The organism is Brevibacillus sp. NRRL NRS-603, assembly GCF_003013445.1.
Taxonomy (GTDB): domain Bacteria; phylum Bacillota; class Bacilli; order Brevibacillales; family Brevibacillaceae; genus Brevibacillus; species Brevibacillus formosus.
On sequence record NZ_PXZN01000016.1, the window covers coordinates 328826 to 346923 of the forward strand.

The window sequence follows — 18098 nt, forward strand, 5'->3', positions numbered from 1 at the left end:
GGGCATGTTCGTTGACAACGTCCTAATCGTCACGATCGTCGCTGCGTTTCTCATCGCTGTACTCATTGGCCCATTGTTTATTCCCTTCCTTCGCCGCCTGAAATTTGGGCAGGCAATTCGTGAGGAAGGACCGCAATCCCATTATAAGAAGGCTGGAACTCCCACCATGGGAGGCACCATCATTCTTTTGGCACTCATATTTACCGTGTTGAAGTTTGCCAATGCGAAAATCGAAGTTTACTTCCTGTTATTGGTGACGCTCGGATACGGTTTAATCGGGTTTTTGGATGATTTCATCAAAATCAAGAAAAAACGCAATCTCGGGTTGACCGCCAAACAGAAGTTTGCTGGTCAGATTGTCTTGGCAATCGGCGCTTATATTTTGCTGCTCATGATGGGGCATGACACGTCCATTCATCTGCCAGGCACACCGTGGAAGCTGGAGCTCGGCTATTTCTACTTCCCATTCCTGCTGTTCCTCTTGGTAGGTACAACGAATGCCGTTAACATCACCGATGGAGTGGATGGACTACTGGCAGGGACGGGAGCAATTGCTTTCGGTGCTTATGCGATCATCGCATGGTTTGGTCAAGACTATGACACTGCTATTTTTAGTGCAGCTGTTGTAGGTGCGCTACTTGGCTTCCTCGTCTTCAACGCACATCCGGCACGTGTGTTCATGGGTGATACCGGTTCGCTCGGACTTGGTGGAGCGCTCGCGGGGATTGCAATCATGACCAAGACGGAATTGCTTTTGGCTATTATCGGTGGGGTATTTGTTGTTGAGACGCTCTCTGTTATTATGCAGGTAGTCTCCTTTAAGACACGTGGAAAGCGTATTTTCCGTATGAGTCCCCTGCATCATCATTTTGAATTAACAGGCTGGTCAGAGTGGCGCGTGGTTGTTACGTTCTGGCTCGTCGGTATGTTCTTTGCTGGATTGGGTGTATACCTTGAGGTGGTGACAATCAGATGATGCGTTTTCATAATAAGCATGTCGTCGTTATTGGTATGGCAAAGAGCGGTGTCGCAGTGGCAAAACTGCTACACCGCTTTGGTGCGCATGTCGTCGTAAATGATAAAAAGCCACGTGAAGAAGCAGTGGGGATAGAAGAGCTGGAATCGTTGGGGATTCCGGTCATTTGCGGTTATCACCCTGATGATCTCATTCATGAAGGCGTATCGCTTGTGGTCAAAAATCCGGGGATTCCGTATGAAGCAGCACCCGTCAAACAGGCGCAGGCACTAGGCATTCCTGTTGTGACGGAGGTGGAGCTGGCCTCCCAGATTGCCAAGGCACCGATTATCGGCATTACAGGCTCCAATGGCAAGACCACGACTACGACGCTCGTCGGACTGATTTTCAAAGAAGCGGGTCTGGATGCCAAGGTAGGAGGCAACATTGGTACCGTGTTGTGCGGCCTGGCGGAGGAAGCTGGTCCCGACGAATGGCTCGTTGCCGAATTGAGTAGCTTCCAACTGATGGGGACGAGGGAATTCCGCCCGCATATCGGTGTTTTGCTCAATCTGTACCCTGCTCATCTGGATTACCATCACACCATGGAAGAGTATTTGGCAGCCAAACTGAAAATGTTTGCCAACCAAACGGCAGATGACGCAGCTATTCTGCCATATGACCAGCCTGAGATCGTAGAAAAATGCAAAGACCTCCCTGCAGCCATCTACTACTTTAGCAAGAGTCAAGAGGTGCCAAAGGGAGCTTTTGTCAAGGATGGTTTGATCTTGTTTGCGGATGGGAATGGGAATAAAGAGCCAATCGTTGCGATAGAGGATATTACCGTTCCTCATCTGGACAACGCACTGGCAGCGATTCTTGTTGCGAAGCTCGTAGGCGCGGACAAGCAATCCATTATACAAGTTCTTACTACCTTTCCGGGGGTAGAGCACCGGATGGAGTTCGTAGATTCGATTCGCGGTGTCAAATACTTCAATGATTCAAAAGCGACCAATCCGGAAGCGGCATCGCGCGCCTTGCAAGCATGCAAGGAGCCGGTCGTATGGATTTGCGGCGGGCTGGATCGTGGTGTTGATTTTCGGGAACTGCTGCCTGTGATCCAAGGTCGGGTAAAAGCAGTCATCGCTCTCGGGCAAACGGCTCCGATTTTACTGGAACGTGCTCAGGAAGCAGGGATTAATGAGCGGATCCATGTCGATACTGTGGAAAAAGCCGTTCTTGCTGCTTCCCAGTTGGCCGAATCAGGCGATGTGGTCTTACTGAGCCCTGCTTGTGCGAGTTGGGACATGTTTCCTTCGTTTGAGACAAGGGGGAGCATGTTTAAGGACGGCGTGCATAGACTTAAAACAAGCCTAGCATAACGTCCCACTGGTACCATCACGAATTTGACAAAAGCGGGACGGCATGAGAAAGGATGACCTGGCACAATGAGCAAGGTGCGCTCTGCCCCCGACTTCGTAATTATTTTTGCAACACTTTTTTTATTGGGAATTGGCATCGTGATGGTGTATAGTGCCAGCGCGATCGTGGCGCAAAAGCCGCCGTTTTCCGATCCGTATTTTTTTGCCAAGCGGCAACTGATCTTCGCTTTGTTAGGGATTACATCGATGTACATTACGATGAATATCGATTACTGGGTGTGGAAGCAATGGGCCAAGCCGGGGTATTTGGTGAGCATCGGTCTGTTGATTCTGGTTCTGATCATCGGTATCGAGGTAAATGGCTCGAAAAGCTGGCTTGGTTTTGGAGCTTTCGGAATTCAACCAGGTGAGTTTGCAAAGCTTGGAGTCGTTGCTTTCTTGGCGAGGTGGCTTTCAGATAATCAGAAGCAAATTGTCTTGTTTCGAAAAGGTCTTATACCTGCCTTGGGAATCCCCGTTCTGTGTTTTGGCTTGATCATGCTTCAACCGGATTTGGGTACTGGGACGGTTTTGATGGGAACGGCAGTAGTCATGATTTTTGCGTCAGGTGCGCGGGTCAGTCATTTTGTCGGATTGGGAATGATCGGAGTTGTTGGCTTCATCGGCTTGGTTTTGTCAGCCCCTTATCGAATCAAAAGGATTACGTCCTTCCTCGATCCGTGGTCTGACCCGCTCAATACCGGCTATCAAATCATCCAATCCCTTTACGCGATAGGTCCCGGCGGTTTGTTGGGTCTTGGCCTTGGACAAAGCAGACAGAAGCATCTGTACTTGCCAGAGCCTTACAATGATTTTATTTTCTCAATTGTCGCCGAGGAGCTAGGCTTTATTGGAGGCACGCTCATTCTCCTGCTTTTCCTCCTCTTGTTATGGAGGGGAATGCGGACGGCGATTACGGCTCCAGATTTGTTCGGAAGCCTGCTTGCGCTAGGAATTATTGGGATGATTGCCATCCAGGTTGTCATCAATATTGGTGTTGTGACAGGGATGTTTCCGGTGACAGGAATCACGTTGCCGTTCTTAAGCTACGGCGGTTCATCCTTGACACTAATGCTCACTGGTGTAGGCGTCTTGTTGAACATCTCTCGTTTTTCACGATAATAGAAACCTCAACAGGAGTACGCAATAGGCATGTACATCAGCTTATTGCTACTCCTTCTCAAAAAAGGGTGTGAACGTATGCGTGTCGTCTTAACAGGCGGTGGCACAGGTGGTCATATTTATCCGGCGCTTGCGGTGGCGAGGGAAGTTTCCCGCCAAAATCCGCAGGCTGCCTTTTTGTATATTGGCAGTAAAAAAGGCTTGGAAGCAGGTTTAGTTCCGAGATCAAACATTCCTTTCCAATCGGTAGAAATTAGCGGATTGAAACGCAAGCTGTCGTTGGACAACCTGAAGACCTTGTGGAAATTCGTCCGGGCTGTTGGTGATGCCAAGAAAATGCTGCGCGATTTCAAACCGGATGTCGTAATTGGTACGGGTGGCTACGTATGTGGTCCAGTCGTATATGCAGCTTCGCGCTTGGGGATTCCAACTATGATCCATGAGCAAAACGTAGTGCCGGGCTTGACCAATAAGTTTCTTTCTCGTTCAGCTACACGTGTGGCTGTTTCGTTCAAAGAATCGCTTGCTCATTTTCCCCCGTCAAAAACGGTACTGACCGGAAATCCGCGTGCAACGGAAGTCATGCATGGTAATGCAGAGGCGGGCCGTAGCTTTTTGGGCGTGGACAACAACAAAAAAATCGTGCTGATCTTCGGTGGCAGCAGGGGAGCGCGCGCAATCAATGAGGCGGTGCTCTCTGTTGTTACGCAGTTGGGTAAATATGCCGATACTCATTTTGTATATGTGACGGGCGACGTTCATTTTGAAACGATTTCGGCACAGCTTCGTGAACTGGGAACACTTCCAAGTAACATTTCTGTGCTTCCGTTCGTCCATAATATGCCGGATGTTTTGGCTGCGACGCATGTATTGGTTGGCCGCGCAGGAGCATCTACCTTGGCAGAAATAACGGCACTAGGTGTGCCTTCGATTTTGATTCCGTCCCCGTATGTCACGAACAATCATCAAGAGAAAAATGCAAGGGGATTAGAGCGCGCAGGAGCAGCTCATGTTATCGTAGAGCGGGAGCTTACCGGAGAGAGCTTGCTGCTTTCCTTGGAAAATATCCTTGCCAATCCAGCGAAATGGGAAGAGATGAAAAATAGTTCACTTTCCTTGGGGATGCCGCAAGCAGCAACGGAGATTGTCCGTCAATTAGAGGCGATTACACGAAAAAAATGATCAGATAGGCGATTGTCACGCCGATCTGGGCGAACGCATAGTATGGAGCAAACACGTGAGAAGACTAGGTCCGACCTAGCAAACGTATCAGGAGGTTCACAAATGAAAAAGATCGCAGATGAACTCATGCAAGCAGGAATCGAAAAAGTGTGGACCGATGAACCCCTTGCTAATCATACAACGTGGCGGATCGGGGGTCCTGCTGATTTGTTAATCCAACCCAAGGATAAAGCATCCTTGCAAAAAGCCTTGCAGATCCTCCATCGTCATGAAATTCCTTGGAGTGTAATCGGGCGCGGTTCAAACCTTCTGGTGAGGGACAGAGGGATACGTGGAGCCGTGCTTAAAGTGGCCGAGGGTTTGAGCCACTGTGAGTTCAGGGGCGAAGAGGTGTGTGTGGGTGCCGGATATTCCATGATCCGCCTGGCGGTGGAGACAGGCAAAATGGGATTAACAGGTATGGAGTTTGCAGGAGGGATTCCTGGTACGGTAGGCGGCGCCGTCTATATGAATGCGGGGGCACACGGATCTGATCTTTCACGTATTCTTATTGATGCCGAAATCCTTTTCGAAAACGGCGAAAGTAAAGTGTTGAGTAACGAGGAACTGAGCTTTAGCTATCGGACTTCTCTTTTGCAAAAGCAAAAAGGGATCGTGCTAGAGGCCCGTTTTCAATTGAGGACGGGCGACCGCAAGGAGATTGCGGCGACACTCGCTGCCAATAAGGAACGACGGCGCAATACACAGCCACTTCAGATGCCGTGTGCTGGCAGTGTGTTCAGAAATCCGCCGAATGACCACGCAGGTCGCCTGATTGAAGCAGCAGGGCTGAAGGGCTATCAGATCGGAGGAGCTCAGGTTTCAGAAAAACACTCCAACTTCATCGTGAATTGCGGAGGGGCAACGGCTGCCGACGTCCTCACCTTGATTAATCACGTTCGGAGCACCATTCTCGAGAAAAATGGGATTGACCTGCATCCGGAAGTCCTGGTGGTGGGCGAGGGGTAACACGGAGGTGAAAGTTTGGAGACTTTTGCGATCGAAGGCGGAAGACCTCTGTCCGGTTCGCTTCGGATCCAAGGTGCTAAGAACGCTGCTCTTCCCATTCTTGCCGCTGCTGTGCTCGCGGAAGGGCAATTCTATATCTATGACGTCCCCCATCTAAAAGACATTAAGGTCATGCTCGAAATCTTGACATTGCTTGGGGCGAATACGAAGCATGAGGACGGATGTGTCGATCTGGATACAACGTCTGTCTGTGTCCCGCAGGTGCCGGATGATTTAATGAGCCAAATGCGATCTTCGATTTTTTTGGCGGGACCACTCCTGGCGCGTCTGGGTGAGGTCACGATTTCCAGGCCAGGTGGATGTGACATTGGAGAGCGCAGGATTGACTTGCATTTGGCTGGATTGACTGCGCTGGGAGCCAAAATCGAAGAATCGGAAGGCTACATTACATTTCGGGCCAAACAATTGCGTGGGTCCAATATCTTTCTTTCCTTTCCTAGTGTGGGCGCGACGGAAAATATCATGATGGCGGCTGTGCTGGCAAAAGGCACGACTCGAATATGTAATGCAGCACGAGAACCGGAAATCATCGACCTCCAGAATTTCCTGAATGCAATGGGAGCGCGGATCAGAGGGGCAGGCACGGATACGATTGAGATCAGTGGTGTACCTCGTTTGCGTTCCGTCAGTTACCGGATCATACCGGACAGGATTGTGACAGGAACCTATCTGCTGGCTGTTGGTATTTCACAGGGACATATCGAATTAACCAATACACTGCCTGAGCAATTGATGGCACTGATTGAGGTCGCCCGTAGCTGCGGTGTTGAAATCAAGACCCACCATGATATAATGGAAATCAAAAGCACCTCCCGTCCACGTGCCTACGACCGGATCATCACCTCGCCATATCCTGGGTTTCCAACCGATTTGCAGGCGCAGTTGATGGTGTTTCTGTCACAGGCTAGGGGAACGAGTGTCATCAAAGAGACTATTTTTGAAGGAAGATTCAAACATGTGAATGAATTGGCGCGAATGGGCGCCTCTATATACGTAGATCTTGGCTCCGCAATTATTCGGGGTGTCAACAAATTGACCGCTACGAATGTCGAAGCTACTGATCTTCGAGCAGGTGCTGCCTTAGTCCTCGCAGGGCTTGCTGCAGAAGGTATTACCACGGTGAATCAGATCCATCATATCGATCGTGGATACGATCGGCTGGAAGAGCAGCTGCGCCAATTAGGAGCCGATATATCACGAGTATCGATGTAACCGAGGGAGAGTGGGCGGCATAATGTTATGCCGCTTTCCCTGTTTTGTTCAATGACATTTATTCGAAGGACATCCAGCAATTTACATCTGTCTGGGCTATGAGCCTAAAAAACATGAGGAAGGGTACGGCCATGGCGGTAAATGAGGAACGCATTCCGCAAGTCAAGCAACAACGCCCCAGAAGAAGGGGCAACCGCAAGCTGGTCTTTCTGCTGGTATTGTTTTTTCTTACCATTCTCATCATCGTTTTTATCCGTTCCCCTTACAGTAAGGTGCAAGAGATTCGAGTCATTGGTAATGATATTTATACGACGGAGCAAATCATTGCACAATCTGGCTTAATAAAGGACATGCAGTTTCTAAACGTATGGGAGAACAGTGTACGAAATAACTTGAAACCATTAGAGGCCATTAAAGATGTGACGGTGAGCCGCTCTTTCCCCGGATTGATCACGCTACATATCACCGAACAAAAGCGCGTCGCTTTTTGGAGTGGGCAGGACAGGAGCCGCTATGCCTTACTGGACAATGGCTATGTGCTCAAACAGGTTAATTTCGCCAAGCGGGTAGTGGACAGGCCATTGATTAGCTCGTGGGCCTCACCTGAGCTACTTCCCCATCTCGCCAAGTCTCTATCGAAATTATCGCCAGACGTACTCGCGGAGATTTCGGATATTACATTGACGCCAACGGTTTACGACAAGCAACGTGTAACGCTGTACATGCGTGACGGGAATGAGGTAAGAAGCGTCATCTACAAGCTGGACAAGATGATGAACTGGTACCCGGCGATCGTGAAACAATTGCCGCCAGATACAAAAGGGGTGCTCTCTTTGTTTGAGCAGCCGTGGTTCATTCCGTACGGGGCTCAAGGGGCTATTCCAATACAGGAAGGGCAAGAGCAGCCACAGCAGTAAATGAAAAAGGGGAAAGTAGACAATGAGTCGTCGTCGCAAATTTCATTTATATTTAACCATCGTGACGTTTTCTACCGGCTTTCTAGTAGCCACTTCCTTCGAAACCAACAAGCTTACGCGCAAAGAACGGATGAATGATCAGCTGTTCCAACAGGAAACGCAATTGAATGACCGGATTTTGTCTGAGAAGGAGCAAAATCGGCATCTGGAAAATCAACTGCTCGATTTGCAGCGTCAGGTGGGAAAAGTGGAAGAGGCGATGGCGGAGCGCAAATCGGAGGCAGCTGATACACTCAGTCAACTGGAGGCAGCGCGTATGCTGGCAGGTGTAGTCGCTGTCGAAGGGCCAGGTATCGTCATAACGATGCAGGATAGCCAGAATGCAGCGAACAGCGCAGACATCGCAAACTACATCGTGCATGAGCAGGACGTGCGCCTAGTCGTCAATGAACTGCGTGCAGCAGGAGCAGAGGCCATCAGCATTAACGGACAGCGTGTGGTGAGCAATTCCGAGATTCGTTGCATTGGACCTACGATCATCGTAAACGGCATCAAGTCGGCCGCTCCATTCGTAGTAACTGCGATAGGGAATCCCGACACACTAGACAGTGCTTTGAATTTGCCGGGAGGTGTTTTGCACTCCTTGCAAGATTTTGTCCAAATAAGCGTAGCCAAAAAAGAGAAGGTCGAGCTGCCTGCCTTTGTTGGTGACGCGAAAACGAAACACTCCTAAATAAAGGATGCGTTTACCTATGTTACAAAAAAGCCGTAAAATCACATTTATTCTTGCCATTATTAGTGCTATCATAGGTGTGATGTTGACTGTGCAATTACGAAGCAGTCTTCATCCTATTCATAAAGAGTCTCGCAGCATCGCGGAACTTCGGACCACGTTGCAAAAAGAACTGGAGAAACACAAAAACCTGCTCGCAGACATTTCAAAGTATAATCAGCTGTACTACCAATACGAAACCTCACTCAGTGAAGATGAAAGTATCTCCGTTATGAAAGAGGAGTTGGCACGGACTCGCCGAATGGCTGGTATGGTAGGAGCGGAGGGAGAAGGCATCATCATTGATGTTGTCGATGCCCATACGCCTGAAGAACCGGTTACGGATGAACATATGCCTGTGCCTGTTGTAGGAGACTATACGATTGACGATGAAGATTTGCGCTGGTTGGTAAATATCCTGTTTGCAAACGGAGCACAAGCTGTTTCCATTAATGGCCATCGATTGATTGCTACCACTGCGATCCGCAATGTGGGAGACGTCATCCAAATCGATACCAGGACCATCAGGGCTCCGTATGAGATAAAAGCATTGGGGGAGCCTGAAGTATTATTGTCCGCATTGAAGCTGGAGGGCGTAGAGGAGAATTTCCAGCTGGCGAATAAAAAGGTGCTGGCAGAAAAACGGGACAAGCTGATGATTTCAGCGAATAACGAAACACGTGTGATTCAATTTATGAAACCTGTGAAACAAAAAGGAGATTCGTAACCATGTGGCTCCCGCTTATCGGACTGATTGTCGGTCTTGTTGTCGGCTTCCTGCTGGATTGGCGTGTGCCCCAGGAGTATAGCAGCTATCTATCAATAGCCCTCTTGGCTGGATTGGATACGATCTTTGGGGGGATTCGTTCGTTTCTAGAGCGTACTTTTAATGTTCGTATTTTCATGTCTGGCTTCTTTTTCAACACACTTTTTGCAGCAGGCTTGGCTTTCATCGGAGGGTTTTTGGGGATTGATCTGTATTTGGCTGCGATCGTGGCATTCGGGGTTCGCTTGTTTAACAATCTTGCAGTCATTAGGAGAATTGTTCTATCCAAATGGATCAATCAGCAAGAATAACGCAAAGAAAAATGGGAAGATGGTCATTTTTTTGCAAAAAATCAATAAGAAAAAAAGGGAATGGTTGTCCTGTGTGGAATAATTTATGCAGGTGTTCTCACTTTAGCAAGAAAAAAGACGTAGCAGGGGAGGTGTCACAGGTTTGGTAAGCAATGAATTCATAGTCAGCCTAGACATTGGAACATCCAAAGTACGCGTCATGATCGGCGAGATCAACAATGGTTCCATCAACATCATCGGCGTCGGACAATCACACTCAGAAGGCATCAAGAAGGGCGTGATTGTAGACATCGACCAAACCGTGCATGCCATCCGGGAAGCAGTTGATCATGCAGAACGCATGGTTGGCGTTTCAATCGAAGAAGTGTATGTAGGGATCACTGGAAACCATATCGATCTGCATGAAACCCAAGGGGTTGTCGCTGTATCCAGCGAAGACCGTGAGATACGAGAAGAAGATATTCAACGCGTAATTCAGGCAGCGAAGGTCGTGGCTATTCCTCCAGACCGTGAAATCATCGAGGTAGTCCCAAAGGAGTACATCGTTGATGGACAAGGGAGCATTAAGGACCCGCGTGGGATGATTGGTGTCCGACTGGAAATGGAAGGGACCATTGTGACCGGGTTGAAAACGGTCGTACATAACATCGTTCGCTGTGCTCAACGAACCAATCTGCGTGTAGCTGGAATATTCTTGCAACCGCTTGCGGCTAGTACTGTTGCTCTATCCAAAGATGACAAAAATATGGGTGTCGTTCTTGTCGACATCGGTGCGGGTTCTACCACGATCGGTGTATTCGAGCAGGGGAAACTGGCAGCGACCACCGTGATCGGCATCGGTGGCGACCACATTACGAGCGATATTTCACTCGGACTGCGGACGCATACAGATGTGGCAGATCGTGTGAAAACCAAACACGGCTGTGCCCTTATTGACGAAGCATCCGAAGATGTGAAGTTCAAGGTGAACCGGATTGGCAGTGAGGTCGAAAAGCAATTTACGCAAGTGGATTTGGCCAATATTATCGAGCCGCGCGCTGCGGAAATATTCCAATTAGTCGAGGATGCTGTATACAAATTAGGCTATCGCGACGAAATTGCAGGTGGCTATGTTCTAACGGGTGGTACCGTAGCTATGCCGGGCATGTTGGAATTGGCAAAAGAAGAATTGGACGCACCTGTTCGAATTGCGATTCCTGATTACATCGGAGTGCGAGATCCTGCCTACACCACCGGGGTAGGTTTGATTCAATATGCCTTGCAGTTGATGGAGCGCCGCAGCATTCGCGTCACCCCCTCATTCAAGGGCACTCAGAAGCAAACCGTCTCGTCTAAGCCAAAAGAAGGCGGCGGTTTGATGGAAAAAGTAAAAAACTGGTTCAGCGAATTTATTTAATGGATTTCGCTTTACCGAGCTTAACTACAATGACGAATGCGGGTATCGATTCGTTCCATTGTGTTTAGTTGACAGGCTTCTGTAGCCACGAAGTTTTCTTATGTTGAATTGGGGAGGACTAGCAATATGCTGGAATTTGATATGGATATGGAATCCTTTGCACGAATTAAAGTTATTGGTTGCGGCGGGGGCGGTAGCAACGCAGTAAACCGCATGATCGCGGGAGGGTTGAAAGGTGTAGAGTTCATCACCTTGAACACTGACGCGCAAGCACTCCAACTCTCTAACGCCGATATGAAGCTGCAAATCGGCGAAAAGCTCACACGTGGATTGGGAGCAGGTGCAAATCCCGAGATCGGTAAAAAAGCGGCGGAAGAAAGCCGTGATTTGATTGAGAACGCTCTGCGTGGAGCTGATATGGTATTCGTAACTGCTGGTATGGGCGGTGGTACGGGTACAGGGGCAGCGCCTGTTGTTGCAGAGATCGCTAAGGAAATGGGTGCTCTTACAGTTGGTGTAGTAACCCGTCCGTTCTCCTTTGAAGGTCGTAGACGTTCCCAGCACGGTGAAATTGGTATTTCTGCTTTGAAAGAAAAGGTAGACACACTGATCGTCATTCCTAACGATCGTCTCTTGGAAATCGTTGATAAAAATACGCCAATGCTCGAAGCATTCCGCGAAGTAGACAACGTTCTGCGACAAGGGGTTCAAGGTATTTCCGATTTGATCGCAACACCTGGCTTGATCAACCTTGACTTCGCTGACGTGAAGACGATTATGACTGAGCGCGGTTCCGCTCTCATGGGAATCGGTGTAAGCAGCGGGGAGAATCGGGCGGCTGAAGCTGCTCGCCGTGCTATTTCCAGCCCACTGCTTGAGACTTCCATTGATGGTGCACGTGGTGTACTCATGAACATCACAGGCGGTACCAACCTGAGTTTGTACGAAGTAAACGAAGCCGCAGACATCGTGGCTTCCGCATCGGACCCAGATGTGAATATGATTTTCGGTGCTGTTATTAACGAGGAATTAAAGAATGAATTGGTCGTGACAGTTATTGCCACAGGCTTCGAGCATGCTCAACGGGCTCCGGAAGCCCCTCGCCGTCAACAACAGGCTGTCAACACGCCTGGCAATCGTCCAACACCAGTTTCCAATACGAATAACAGCCGTGCGAAGGAAGAAGAGGAAGACAAGTCCTTCTTCTCCATGGGCAACCTGGATAACCTGGATATTCCAGCATTCCTGCGCAATCGCCGCCGCAACAAAAACTAAAACGAAAAACGACTGTCAAAAGCCTTGTTCCCGTCAGTGGGAACAAGGCTTTTTTCGTTGATTGGATGAAAAATGTTAGACAAAAAAACCAAAAAAACACCGTCAAGAATTGACAGACTTTACATACACATTGATATATACTGCTTTTACTGATAGAAGTCGTCCTACTATTTACCATTTTTGCTAGGACACATGCTTGCTGCCAAGTCGGTCAAAAGATGAGGGGGAAAGCAAGTGGTTGTGTATCTTGATATCATTCTACTCCTGAATGTGGCTATTGATACCTTGTTACTCTGGTTTACTGCTTATTTTCGCAAAGAGCGCATGGTGTGGTGGAGAATGATACTTGCCTCCCTGTTTGGCTCCATGTATCTGGTCTTTTTCTTTTTTCCTGTGTTTTCTTCTATGTATCAATGGTGGGTCAAATTGCTCTTTTCTGTCATCATGCTGTGGATTGCTTTTGGGAACAGGAGGTTGTTGTCCTTTGCACAAAACTTGATCATTTTTTACTTCGTCGCATTTTTGTTTGGAGGGGGAGTGCTTGGGCTACAGTATTTTTTGGCACCGCAGAGTGAAATTGTAAATGGACTGGTTGTCACACATAATGATGGATTTGGCGTTGGGTTCAAGCCTACTTTGGGGATTGTTCTGATCGGTTTTATCCTGATCTTTTTCCTTGGGAAAAAGAGCTACCGTGCGATCCAGGAACCGCGAAGAATGGAAACCTTTCTTGTCGATGTCGTCGTTACACTGGTTGGGGAAAAAGTCATTTGCCGTGGACTTGTGGACACAGGAAACCAGCTCCACGAGCCGATTACACGCATACCCGTCATGATTATGGAAAATCGCATGTTCGCTCATTTGCTTCCGCCGTCGCTTCTCCGACAAGCCGATGAAAACGGTGGAGTGTGGGAGAAGCTGGACGGATCTTGGGACCATCTGCCGCTGGAATGGCAGTCTCGGGTACGCTTGATCCCGTATCGCAGCGTGTCAAGAGGAATGGATTTTTTACTCGCAATCAAACCAGACTGTGTCATGGTCGTGCAAGACGGGATTCGTTTTGAAACAGAACGGGTGCTAATCGGGCTGAACCCGATCCCATTGGCCGCTGATGGCAAGTATCAGGCCATCGTGCACCCAGCCTTGTTGGAAACTTATACAGAAGAATCAACCTTTATTCTCAAACAGGAGGGCTAATCATGTATGTAAAACTTCGCCTACAACTCCAATTGACCTGGTACCGAATCTTGCTCTGGCTTGGTGTACGCGCCGAAGAAGTCTATTATATTGGCGGGAGTGAAGCATTGCCTCCACCGTTGACCAGGGAAGAAGAGGAGCTGCTGCTCGGACGATTGCCGTCCGGCGATCCGGCTGTCCGCGGTATGCTAATTGAGCGCAATCTTCGTCTGGTCGTTTACATCGCCCGCAAGTTTGAGAATACGGGAATTAACATTGAGGACTTGGTCAGCATTGGTACCATCGGCCTGATCAAGGCAGTGAATACCTTTGATCCAGACAAGAACATCAAGCTGGCAACGTATGCTTCCCGTTGTATCGAAAACGAAATTCTGATGTATCTTCGCCGCAATAATAAAATTCGTTCAGAGGTATCTTTTGATGAACCGCTTAACATTGACTGGGATGGCAATGAGCTGTTGCTGTCAGATGTCTTGGGAACGGAGAATGATACGATCTATAAAAACATCGAGGACCAAGTGGATCGAAAGCTTCTGAAAAAAGCACTGGATAAACTGTCTGACCGCGAGAGAATTATCATGGAGCTGCGCTTCGGCTTAGCGGGAGAAGAGGAAAAGACACAAAAGGATGTAGCGGATTTGTTGGGAATCTCACAGTCGTATATTTCGCGTTTGGAAAAGCGAATTATAAAACGGTTGCGAAAAGAATTCAACAAGATGGTCTAACGCATATTTTCCCAGCTTGGGGGGATACTGTTCCTAAACCGAAACAGATGGTGGTTTTTGCCACCTTCTTGGTCGGCTACGCGTCAGTTACGCGGCCTTTCAAGACAACCGGGTTAGGGACTTTTTTCTTGCTTCGAGGAGGGAAAGACGTGACGCGCAATAAGGTAGAGATATGCGGGGTAGATACCTCCAAGCTTCCGGTGTTGACAAACAAAGAGATGCGGGAATTGTTTGAGCGTCTGCAAAGTGGGGAGCTGGCAGCCCGCGAGAAGTTGGTCAACGGCAACTTGCGACTGGTGCTAAGCGTAATCCAACGGTTCAACAATCGTGGAGAGTTCGTGGATGACTTGTTTCAAGTGGGCTGCATCGGGTTGATGAAAGCGATCGACAACTTTGATCTCGGGCAAAATGTGAAGTTTTCCACGTATGCCGTACCGATGATCATCGGAGAAATCCGACGCTATTTACGGGACAACAATCCGATTCGCGTTTCCCGCTCTTTGCGAGACATCGCGTACAAGGCCTTGCAGGTGCGTGACAATCTGACCAACAAACATTCGCGAGAGCCTACCATTATCGAGATTTCTCAGGAATTGAACGTAGCAAAAGAAGACGTTGTGTTTGCTCTCGATGCGATCCAAGATCCGGTTTCATTGTTTGAACCGATTTATCAGGATGGTGGCGATCCGATTTACGTCATGGATCAGATTAGTGACGAGAAGAACAAAGATGTCACGTGGGTAGAGGAAATTGCCCTTCGTGAGGGAATGCAGCGGCTAGGTGACCGAGAAAAAATGATATTATCCATGCGCTTTTATGAAGGAAAAACGCAGATGGAAGTAGCAGAGGAAATCGGTATCTCACAGGCTCAGGTCTCCCGATTAGAAAAAGCGGCAATTGCCCATATGCAAAAGCACGTTCAATCGTAATGAGAAACCACATAGGTGACCCGGCGGTCTTGTACCGTTCGGGTTTTTTGTACGCGCGGAAAAGTTCGTTTTCAAACCGCCTGACTTTTTGCCAAAGAAGCGGACATATTCCTCTTTGGACTCATATACTGAAAGTAACGGAGAAAAGAAGGTGAGGAAGAATGGTAAAAATCTCTGACTTCCAGACCAAAGAAGTGGTAAATATTCTCGATGGGAAACGGCTTGGGCAAATTTCAGATTTGGAGATCGATCTGCGTCACGGGCGCGTAGAAGCTATCGTCGTTCCGGGACCAGGCAAGTTTCTCGGCTTCTTTTCTGCCGGGAACGATTATGTCATTCCTTGGCGCAATATTGTGAAGATCGGGAAAGATGTAGTGCTTGTTCGGATGGAAGAAGCACTTAAAGTTGAAGTAAAAACTTCAGGTGGAGATGAATACTAAGGAGTAAGGGGAGAAAGGCACGGATAGCCTTTCTTTTCTTTTCGGCTATGGTATGATTAGCCATATGAGGAAGGTGACAACATGAGAGAACCATTTGTCAGGGTAGAGGATAAGTCAATCTTATCGTTAACAGAGTGGGAGCAACAATTTCCAGGATTAGTGGCGGGGTTTACCATTCGCTCAGGCGGGGAAAGTGAACAACCGTACGGGTCTTTTAATATGGGGCTGCATGTGGGTGATGAATCTGCAAACGTAGTAGCCAATAGACGCAAGCTGGCAGAACAAGTCGGGATGTCTTTTACGGCGTGGACATGCGCCGATCAGGTGCACGGGAATCGGGTATGCCAGGTCACAGCAGGCGGTGCCGGAAAAGAAAGTTTGGAGGACGTCATATCTGCTACAGATGGTTTGTTTACCCTTGAAAAAGGAGTCTTGCTGACCTCGTTTTATGCGGATTGTGTTCCCCTCTATTTTCTAGACCGCCAATCAGGTGCAATCGGACTTGCCCACGCAGGCTGGAAGGGGACAGTCGGCCGTATTGCCGAGGAAATGGTGAAGGCAATGACGCAGCATTATCAGGCAAAGCCACAGGAAATTCTCGTCGCAATTGGCCCATCCATTGGCGGCTGTTGCTATGAAGTCGATGAGCGAATCATGACGCAGGTACGCACTTGTGCAGGCGATTGGGAAAAAGCAGTCATCTCCTCCACAGGGGAGCGGTATATGCTGGACCTTCGTCAGCTGAACACAGAGATATTGCTCGAAGCAGGAATTTCTTCAGGAAATATTTTAGCCACGGATTGGTGTACAAGCTGCAGAACAGACTTGTTTTTCTCTCATCGCAAGGAAGCTGGGATACAAGGGACGACTGGACGCATGGCTTCCTATATCGGCTGGAAGGAAAACCTGTAAAAGAAAGGGAAGGGTTCGTTATGACCAAGGAACAACAATTGTTAAAAGAACGACTGCAATCCATCGAAGCAAGAATTCAGGCTGCTTGCGATCGGGCGAACCGCAAACGTGAGGAAGTAAAAATTATTGCCGTGACCAAGTATGTCGACGCAGATGCCATTGGGGACTTGCTCGCTGTAGGCGTAGAGAATATCGGCGAAAATCGCGTGCAGGATGCCCTGCCCAAGCACCAGCTACACGGCGATAAAGGGATCTGGCATTTTATCGGGCATCTCCAGACGAACAAGGCAAAAGAAGTCGTAGGACGATTCCCGTACATCCATTCTCTTGACCGACTTTCTTTGGCACAAGAGCTGAATCGACGCGGTGAAGCGCTTGATCATGTCGTAAAATGCTTTTTACAGATCAATATATCCGGTGAAGAGACAAAATTTGGCCTTAGTCCCAATGACGTATTGGCTTTTTTGCGCGAAACCAGTAATATGAAACATATAAGTATCGTTGGATTAATGACAATGGCGCCTGTTGTCGAAAATCAAGAGGAAGCCAGACAGGTGTTCCGTGGACTCTATGAGTGGAAGCAACGGATTAACGAAATGGCATTCCCGCACGCACAGGTGGAAGAGCTGTCCATGGGCATGTCTAGTGATTTTGAAGTGGCCATTGAAGAGGGAGCTACATATATTCGTTTAGGATCGGTATTGGTCAAGCCGGAGTAAAGGAAAGCAGACCAAGCCACGGAGTAAGAGAGGAGGAAGAGTATGGGTGTTATGAATAAATTGATGGGGTTTCTGGGGTTAGAAAACGAGGAATACATCGAAGAGACGACAACAGTGGAAGAGGAAAGAGAAGAACAAGAGTCCTCGCACAAACGCCAGCCAGCGATTAGTCGAACTAACAACGTAGTACCGTTTCAAGCACGGGAAAAGGAGGGAATCCGTTTGATTCTCTGTGAACCCCGTCATTACAGCGACGCACAGGATATCGCTGATAACCTGCGTCATCGTAGACCTGTTGTGGTCAACCTCCATCGCGTGGAAAAAGACCAAGCCAAGAGAATTATCGACTTTTTGAGTGGGACGGTATACGCGTTAAACGGCGATATCCAAAAGGTCGGAGACACGATCTTCGTGTGCACTCCTGACCATGTAGATATCCAGGGTACGATCTCCAGTGTGTTGGAAGAGTAGCCTTTTAAGACGAATGTAAAAGGGTGAGCTAATGAAAGTTTTTGTGGATATTTTAGATTTTGCCTTTACGGTATATCAATATATGATTATTGCTTACATTTTGATGTCGTGGGTTCCTCAAATGAGAGGTACAGGCATTGGTCAGCTACTGGAAAGACTGGTTGAGCCTTATTTGGCGCCATTTCGCCGGTTTATCCCACCGCTCGGCTTCATCGACATCTCCCCGATTGTCGCTTTAATTGCCCTGCGTTTTGCCCAATCTGGCCTGTACGCTATTTTGGAACAAATCATGTTCTAGGCGAGTGAAA

20 protein-coding genes are annotated in these 18098 nt (G+C 48.4%); all 20 read left to right on the forward strand.

Going from position 1 to position 18098, the window contains the following annotated elements; translation table 11 throughout:
- The first annotated feature begins 4 nt into the window (after positions 1 to 4).
- Complete coding sequence (mraY, locus tag C7R94_RS16795; protein ID WP_106783039.1) at positions 5 to 976, forward strand: phospho-N-acetylmuramoyl-pentapeptide-transferase; 972 nt, start codon at positions 5 to 7, stop codon at positions 974 to 976.
- Positions 973 to 2337, forward strand: a complete 1365-nt coding sequence (gene murD, locus C7R94_RS16800; RefSeq protein ID WP_106783041.1) for a UDP-N-acetylmuramoyl-L-alanine--D-glutamate ligase — start codon at positions 973 to 975, stop codon at positions 2335 to 2337. Before mraY ends, murD begins: the two co-directional genes overlap by 4 nt.
- A 66-nt stretch (positions 2338 to 2403) precedes the next feature.
- The gene (gene spoVE, locus C7R94_RS16805) at positions 2404 to 3498 is read left to right on the forward strand and encodes a stage V sporulation protein E (protein WP_106783045.1); all 1095 of its coding nucleotides are present in this window, start codon (positions 2404 to 2406) and stop codon (positions 3496 to 3498) included.
- Positions 3499 to 3576: 78 nt separating this feature from the next.
- Complete coding sequence (gene murG / locus C7R94_RS16810; RefSeq protein WP_106783230.1) at positions 3577 to 4680, forward strand: undecaprenyldiphospho-muramoylpentapeptide beta-N-acetylglucosaminyltransferase; 1104 nt, start codon at positions 3577 to 3579, stop codon at positions 4678 to 4680.
- A gap of 102 nt (positions 4681 to 4782) precedes the next feature.
- A complete protein-coding gene (gene murB, locus C7R94_RS16815) occupies positions 4783 to 5688 on the forward strand; it encodes a UDP-N-acetylmuramate dehydrogenase (RefSeq protein ID WP_047068365.1) in 906 nt (301 codons plus the stop codon).
- A 15-nt stretch (positions 5689 to 5703) separates the two neighbouring features.
- Positions 5704 to 6960 (forward strand): UDP-N-acetylglucosamine 1-carboxyvinyltransferase, encoded by a 1257-nt coding sequence (gene murA, locus C7R94_RS16820; RefSeq protein WP_106783047.1) that lies wholly within the window; start codon positions 5704 to 5706, stop codon positions 6958 to 6960.
- Between the two features lie 131 nt (positions 6961 to 7091).
- Positions 7092 to 7877: a cell division protein FtsQ/DivIB gene (locus tag C7R94_RS16825; RefSeq protein ID WP_047068363.1), complete on the forward strand. Its 786-nt coding sequence runs from the start codon at positions 7092 to 7094 to the stop codon at positions 7875 to 7877.
- A gap of 22 nt (positions 7878 to 7899) precedes the next feature.
- Complete coding sequence (locus C7R94_RS16830) at positions 7900 to 8610, forward strand: DUF881 domain-containing protein (RefSeq protein WP_106783049.1); 711 nt, start codon at positions 7900 to 7902, stop codon at positions 8608 to 8610.
- 19 nt (positions 8611 to 8629) lie between these two features.
- Entirely contained in the window at positions 8630 to 9376 is a 747-nt protein-coding gene (locus tag C7R94_RS16835; protein WP_047068359.1) for a DUF881 domain-containing protein, read from the forward strand.
- A 2-nt stretch (positions 9377 to 9378) separates the two neighbouring features.
- Positions 9379 to 9726, forward strand: coding sequence for a small basic family protein (locus tag C7R94_RS16840; protein ID WP_007717721.1), 348 nt, complete (start codon positions 9379 to 9381; stop codon positions 9724 to 9726).
- Between the two features lie 142 nt (positions 9727 to 9868).
- Positions 9869 to 11122, forward strand: a complete 1254-nt coding sequence (gene ftsA, locus C7R94_RS16845; protein ID WP_047068357.1) for a cell division protein FtsA — start codon at positions 9869 to 9871, stop codon at positions 11120 to 11122.
- 126 nt (positions 11123 to 11248) lie between these two features.
- Complete coding sequence (ftsZ, locus tag C7R94_RS16850) at positions 11249 to 12397, forward strand: cell division protein FtsZ (RefSeq protein ID WP_106783052.1); 1149 nt, start codon at positions 11249 to 11251, stop codon at positions 12395 to 12397.
- A 234-nt stretch (positions 12398 to 12631) separates the two neighbouring features.
- A complete protein-coding gene (gene spoIIGA / locus C7R94_RS16855; protein WP_106783055.1) occupies positions 12632 to 13594 on the forward strand; it encodes a sigma-E processing peptidase SpoIIGA in 963 nt (320 codons plus the stop codon).
- Positions 13595 to 13596: 2 nt separating this feature from the next.
- The gene (sigE, locus tag C7R94_RS16860; protein ID WP_007717727.1) at positions 13597 to 14319 is read left to right on the forward strand and encodes an RNA polymerase sporulation sigma factor SigE; all 723 of its coding nucleotides are present in this window, start codon (positions 13597 to 13599) and stop codon (positions 14317 to 14319) included.
- A 149-nt stretch (positions 14320 to 14468) separates the two neighbouring features.
- A complete protein-coding gene (sigG, locus tag C7R94_RS16865; protein ID WP_007717728.1) occupies positions 14469 to 15248 on the forward strand; it encodes an RNA polymerase sporulation sigma factor SigG in 780 nt (259 codons plus the stop codon).
- Positions 15249 to 15409: 161 nt separating this feature from the next.
- Positions 15410 to 15688: a YlmC/YmxH family sporulation protein gene (locus tag C7R94_RS16870; RefSeq protein WP_015892085.1), complete on the forward strand. Its 279-nt coding sequence runs from the start codon at positions 15410 to 15412 to the stop codon at positions 15686 to 15688.
- A gap of 81 nt (positions 15689 to 15769) precedes the next feature.
- Complete coding sequence (pgeF, locus tag C7R94_RS16875) at positions 15770 to 16600, forward strand: peptidoglycan editing factor PgeF (RefSeq protein ID WP_106783057.1); 831 nt, start codon at positions 15770 to 15772, stop codon at positions 16598 to 16600.
- Positions 16601 to 16620: 20 nt separating this feature from the next.
- Positions 16621 to 17319, forward strand: a complete 699-nt coding sequence (locus C7R94_RS16880) for a YggS family pyridoxal phosphate-dependent enzyme (RefSeq protein ID WP_047068348.1) — start codon at positions 16621 to 16623, stop codon at positions 17317 to 17319.
- 42 nt (positions 17320 to 17361) lie between these two features.
- A complete protein-coding gene (locus tag C7R94_RS16885; RefSeq protein ID WP_015892082.1) occupies positions 17362 to 17790 on the forward strand; it encodes a cell division protein SepF in 429 nt (142 codons plus the stop codon).
- Positions 17791 to 17821: 31 nt separating this feature from the next.
- Positions 17822 to 18088 carry a YggT family protein gene (locus C7R94_RS16890; RefSeq protein WP_106783060.1) on the forward strand — a complete coding sequence of 89 codons (267 nt, stop codon included), beginning with the start codon at positions 17822 to 17824 and terminating at the stop codon, positions 18086 to 18088.
- Positions 18089 to 18098 lie beyond the last annotated feature (10 nt).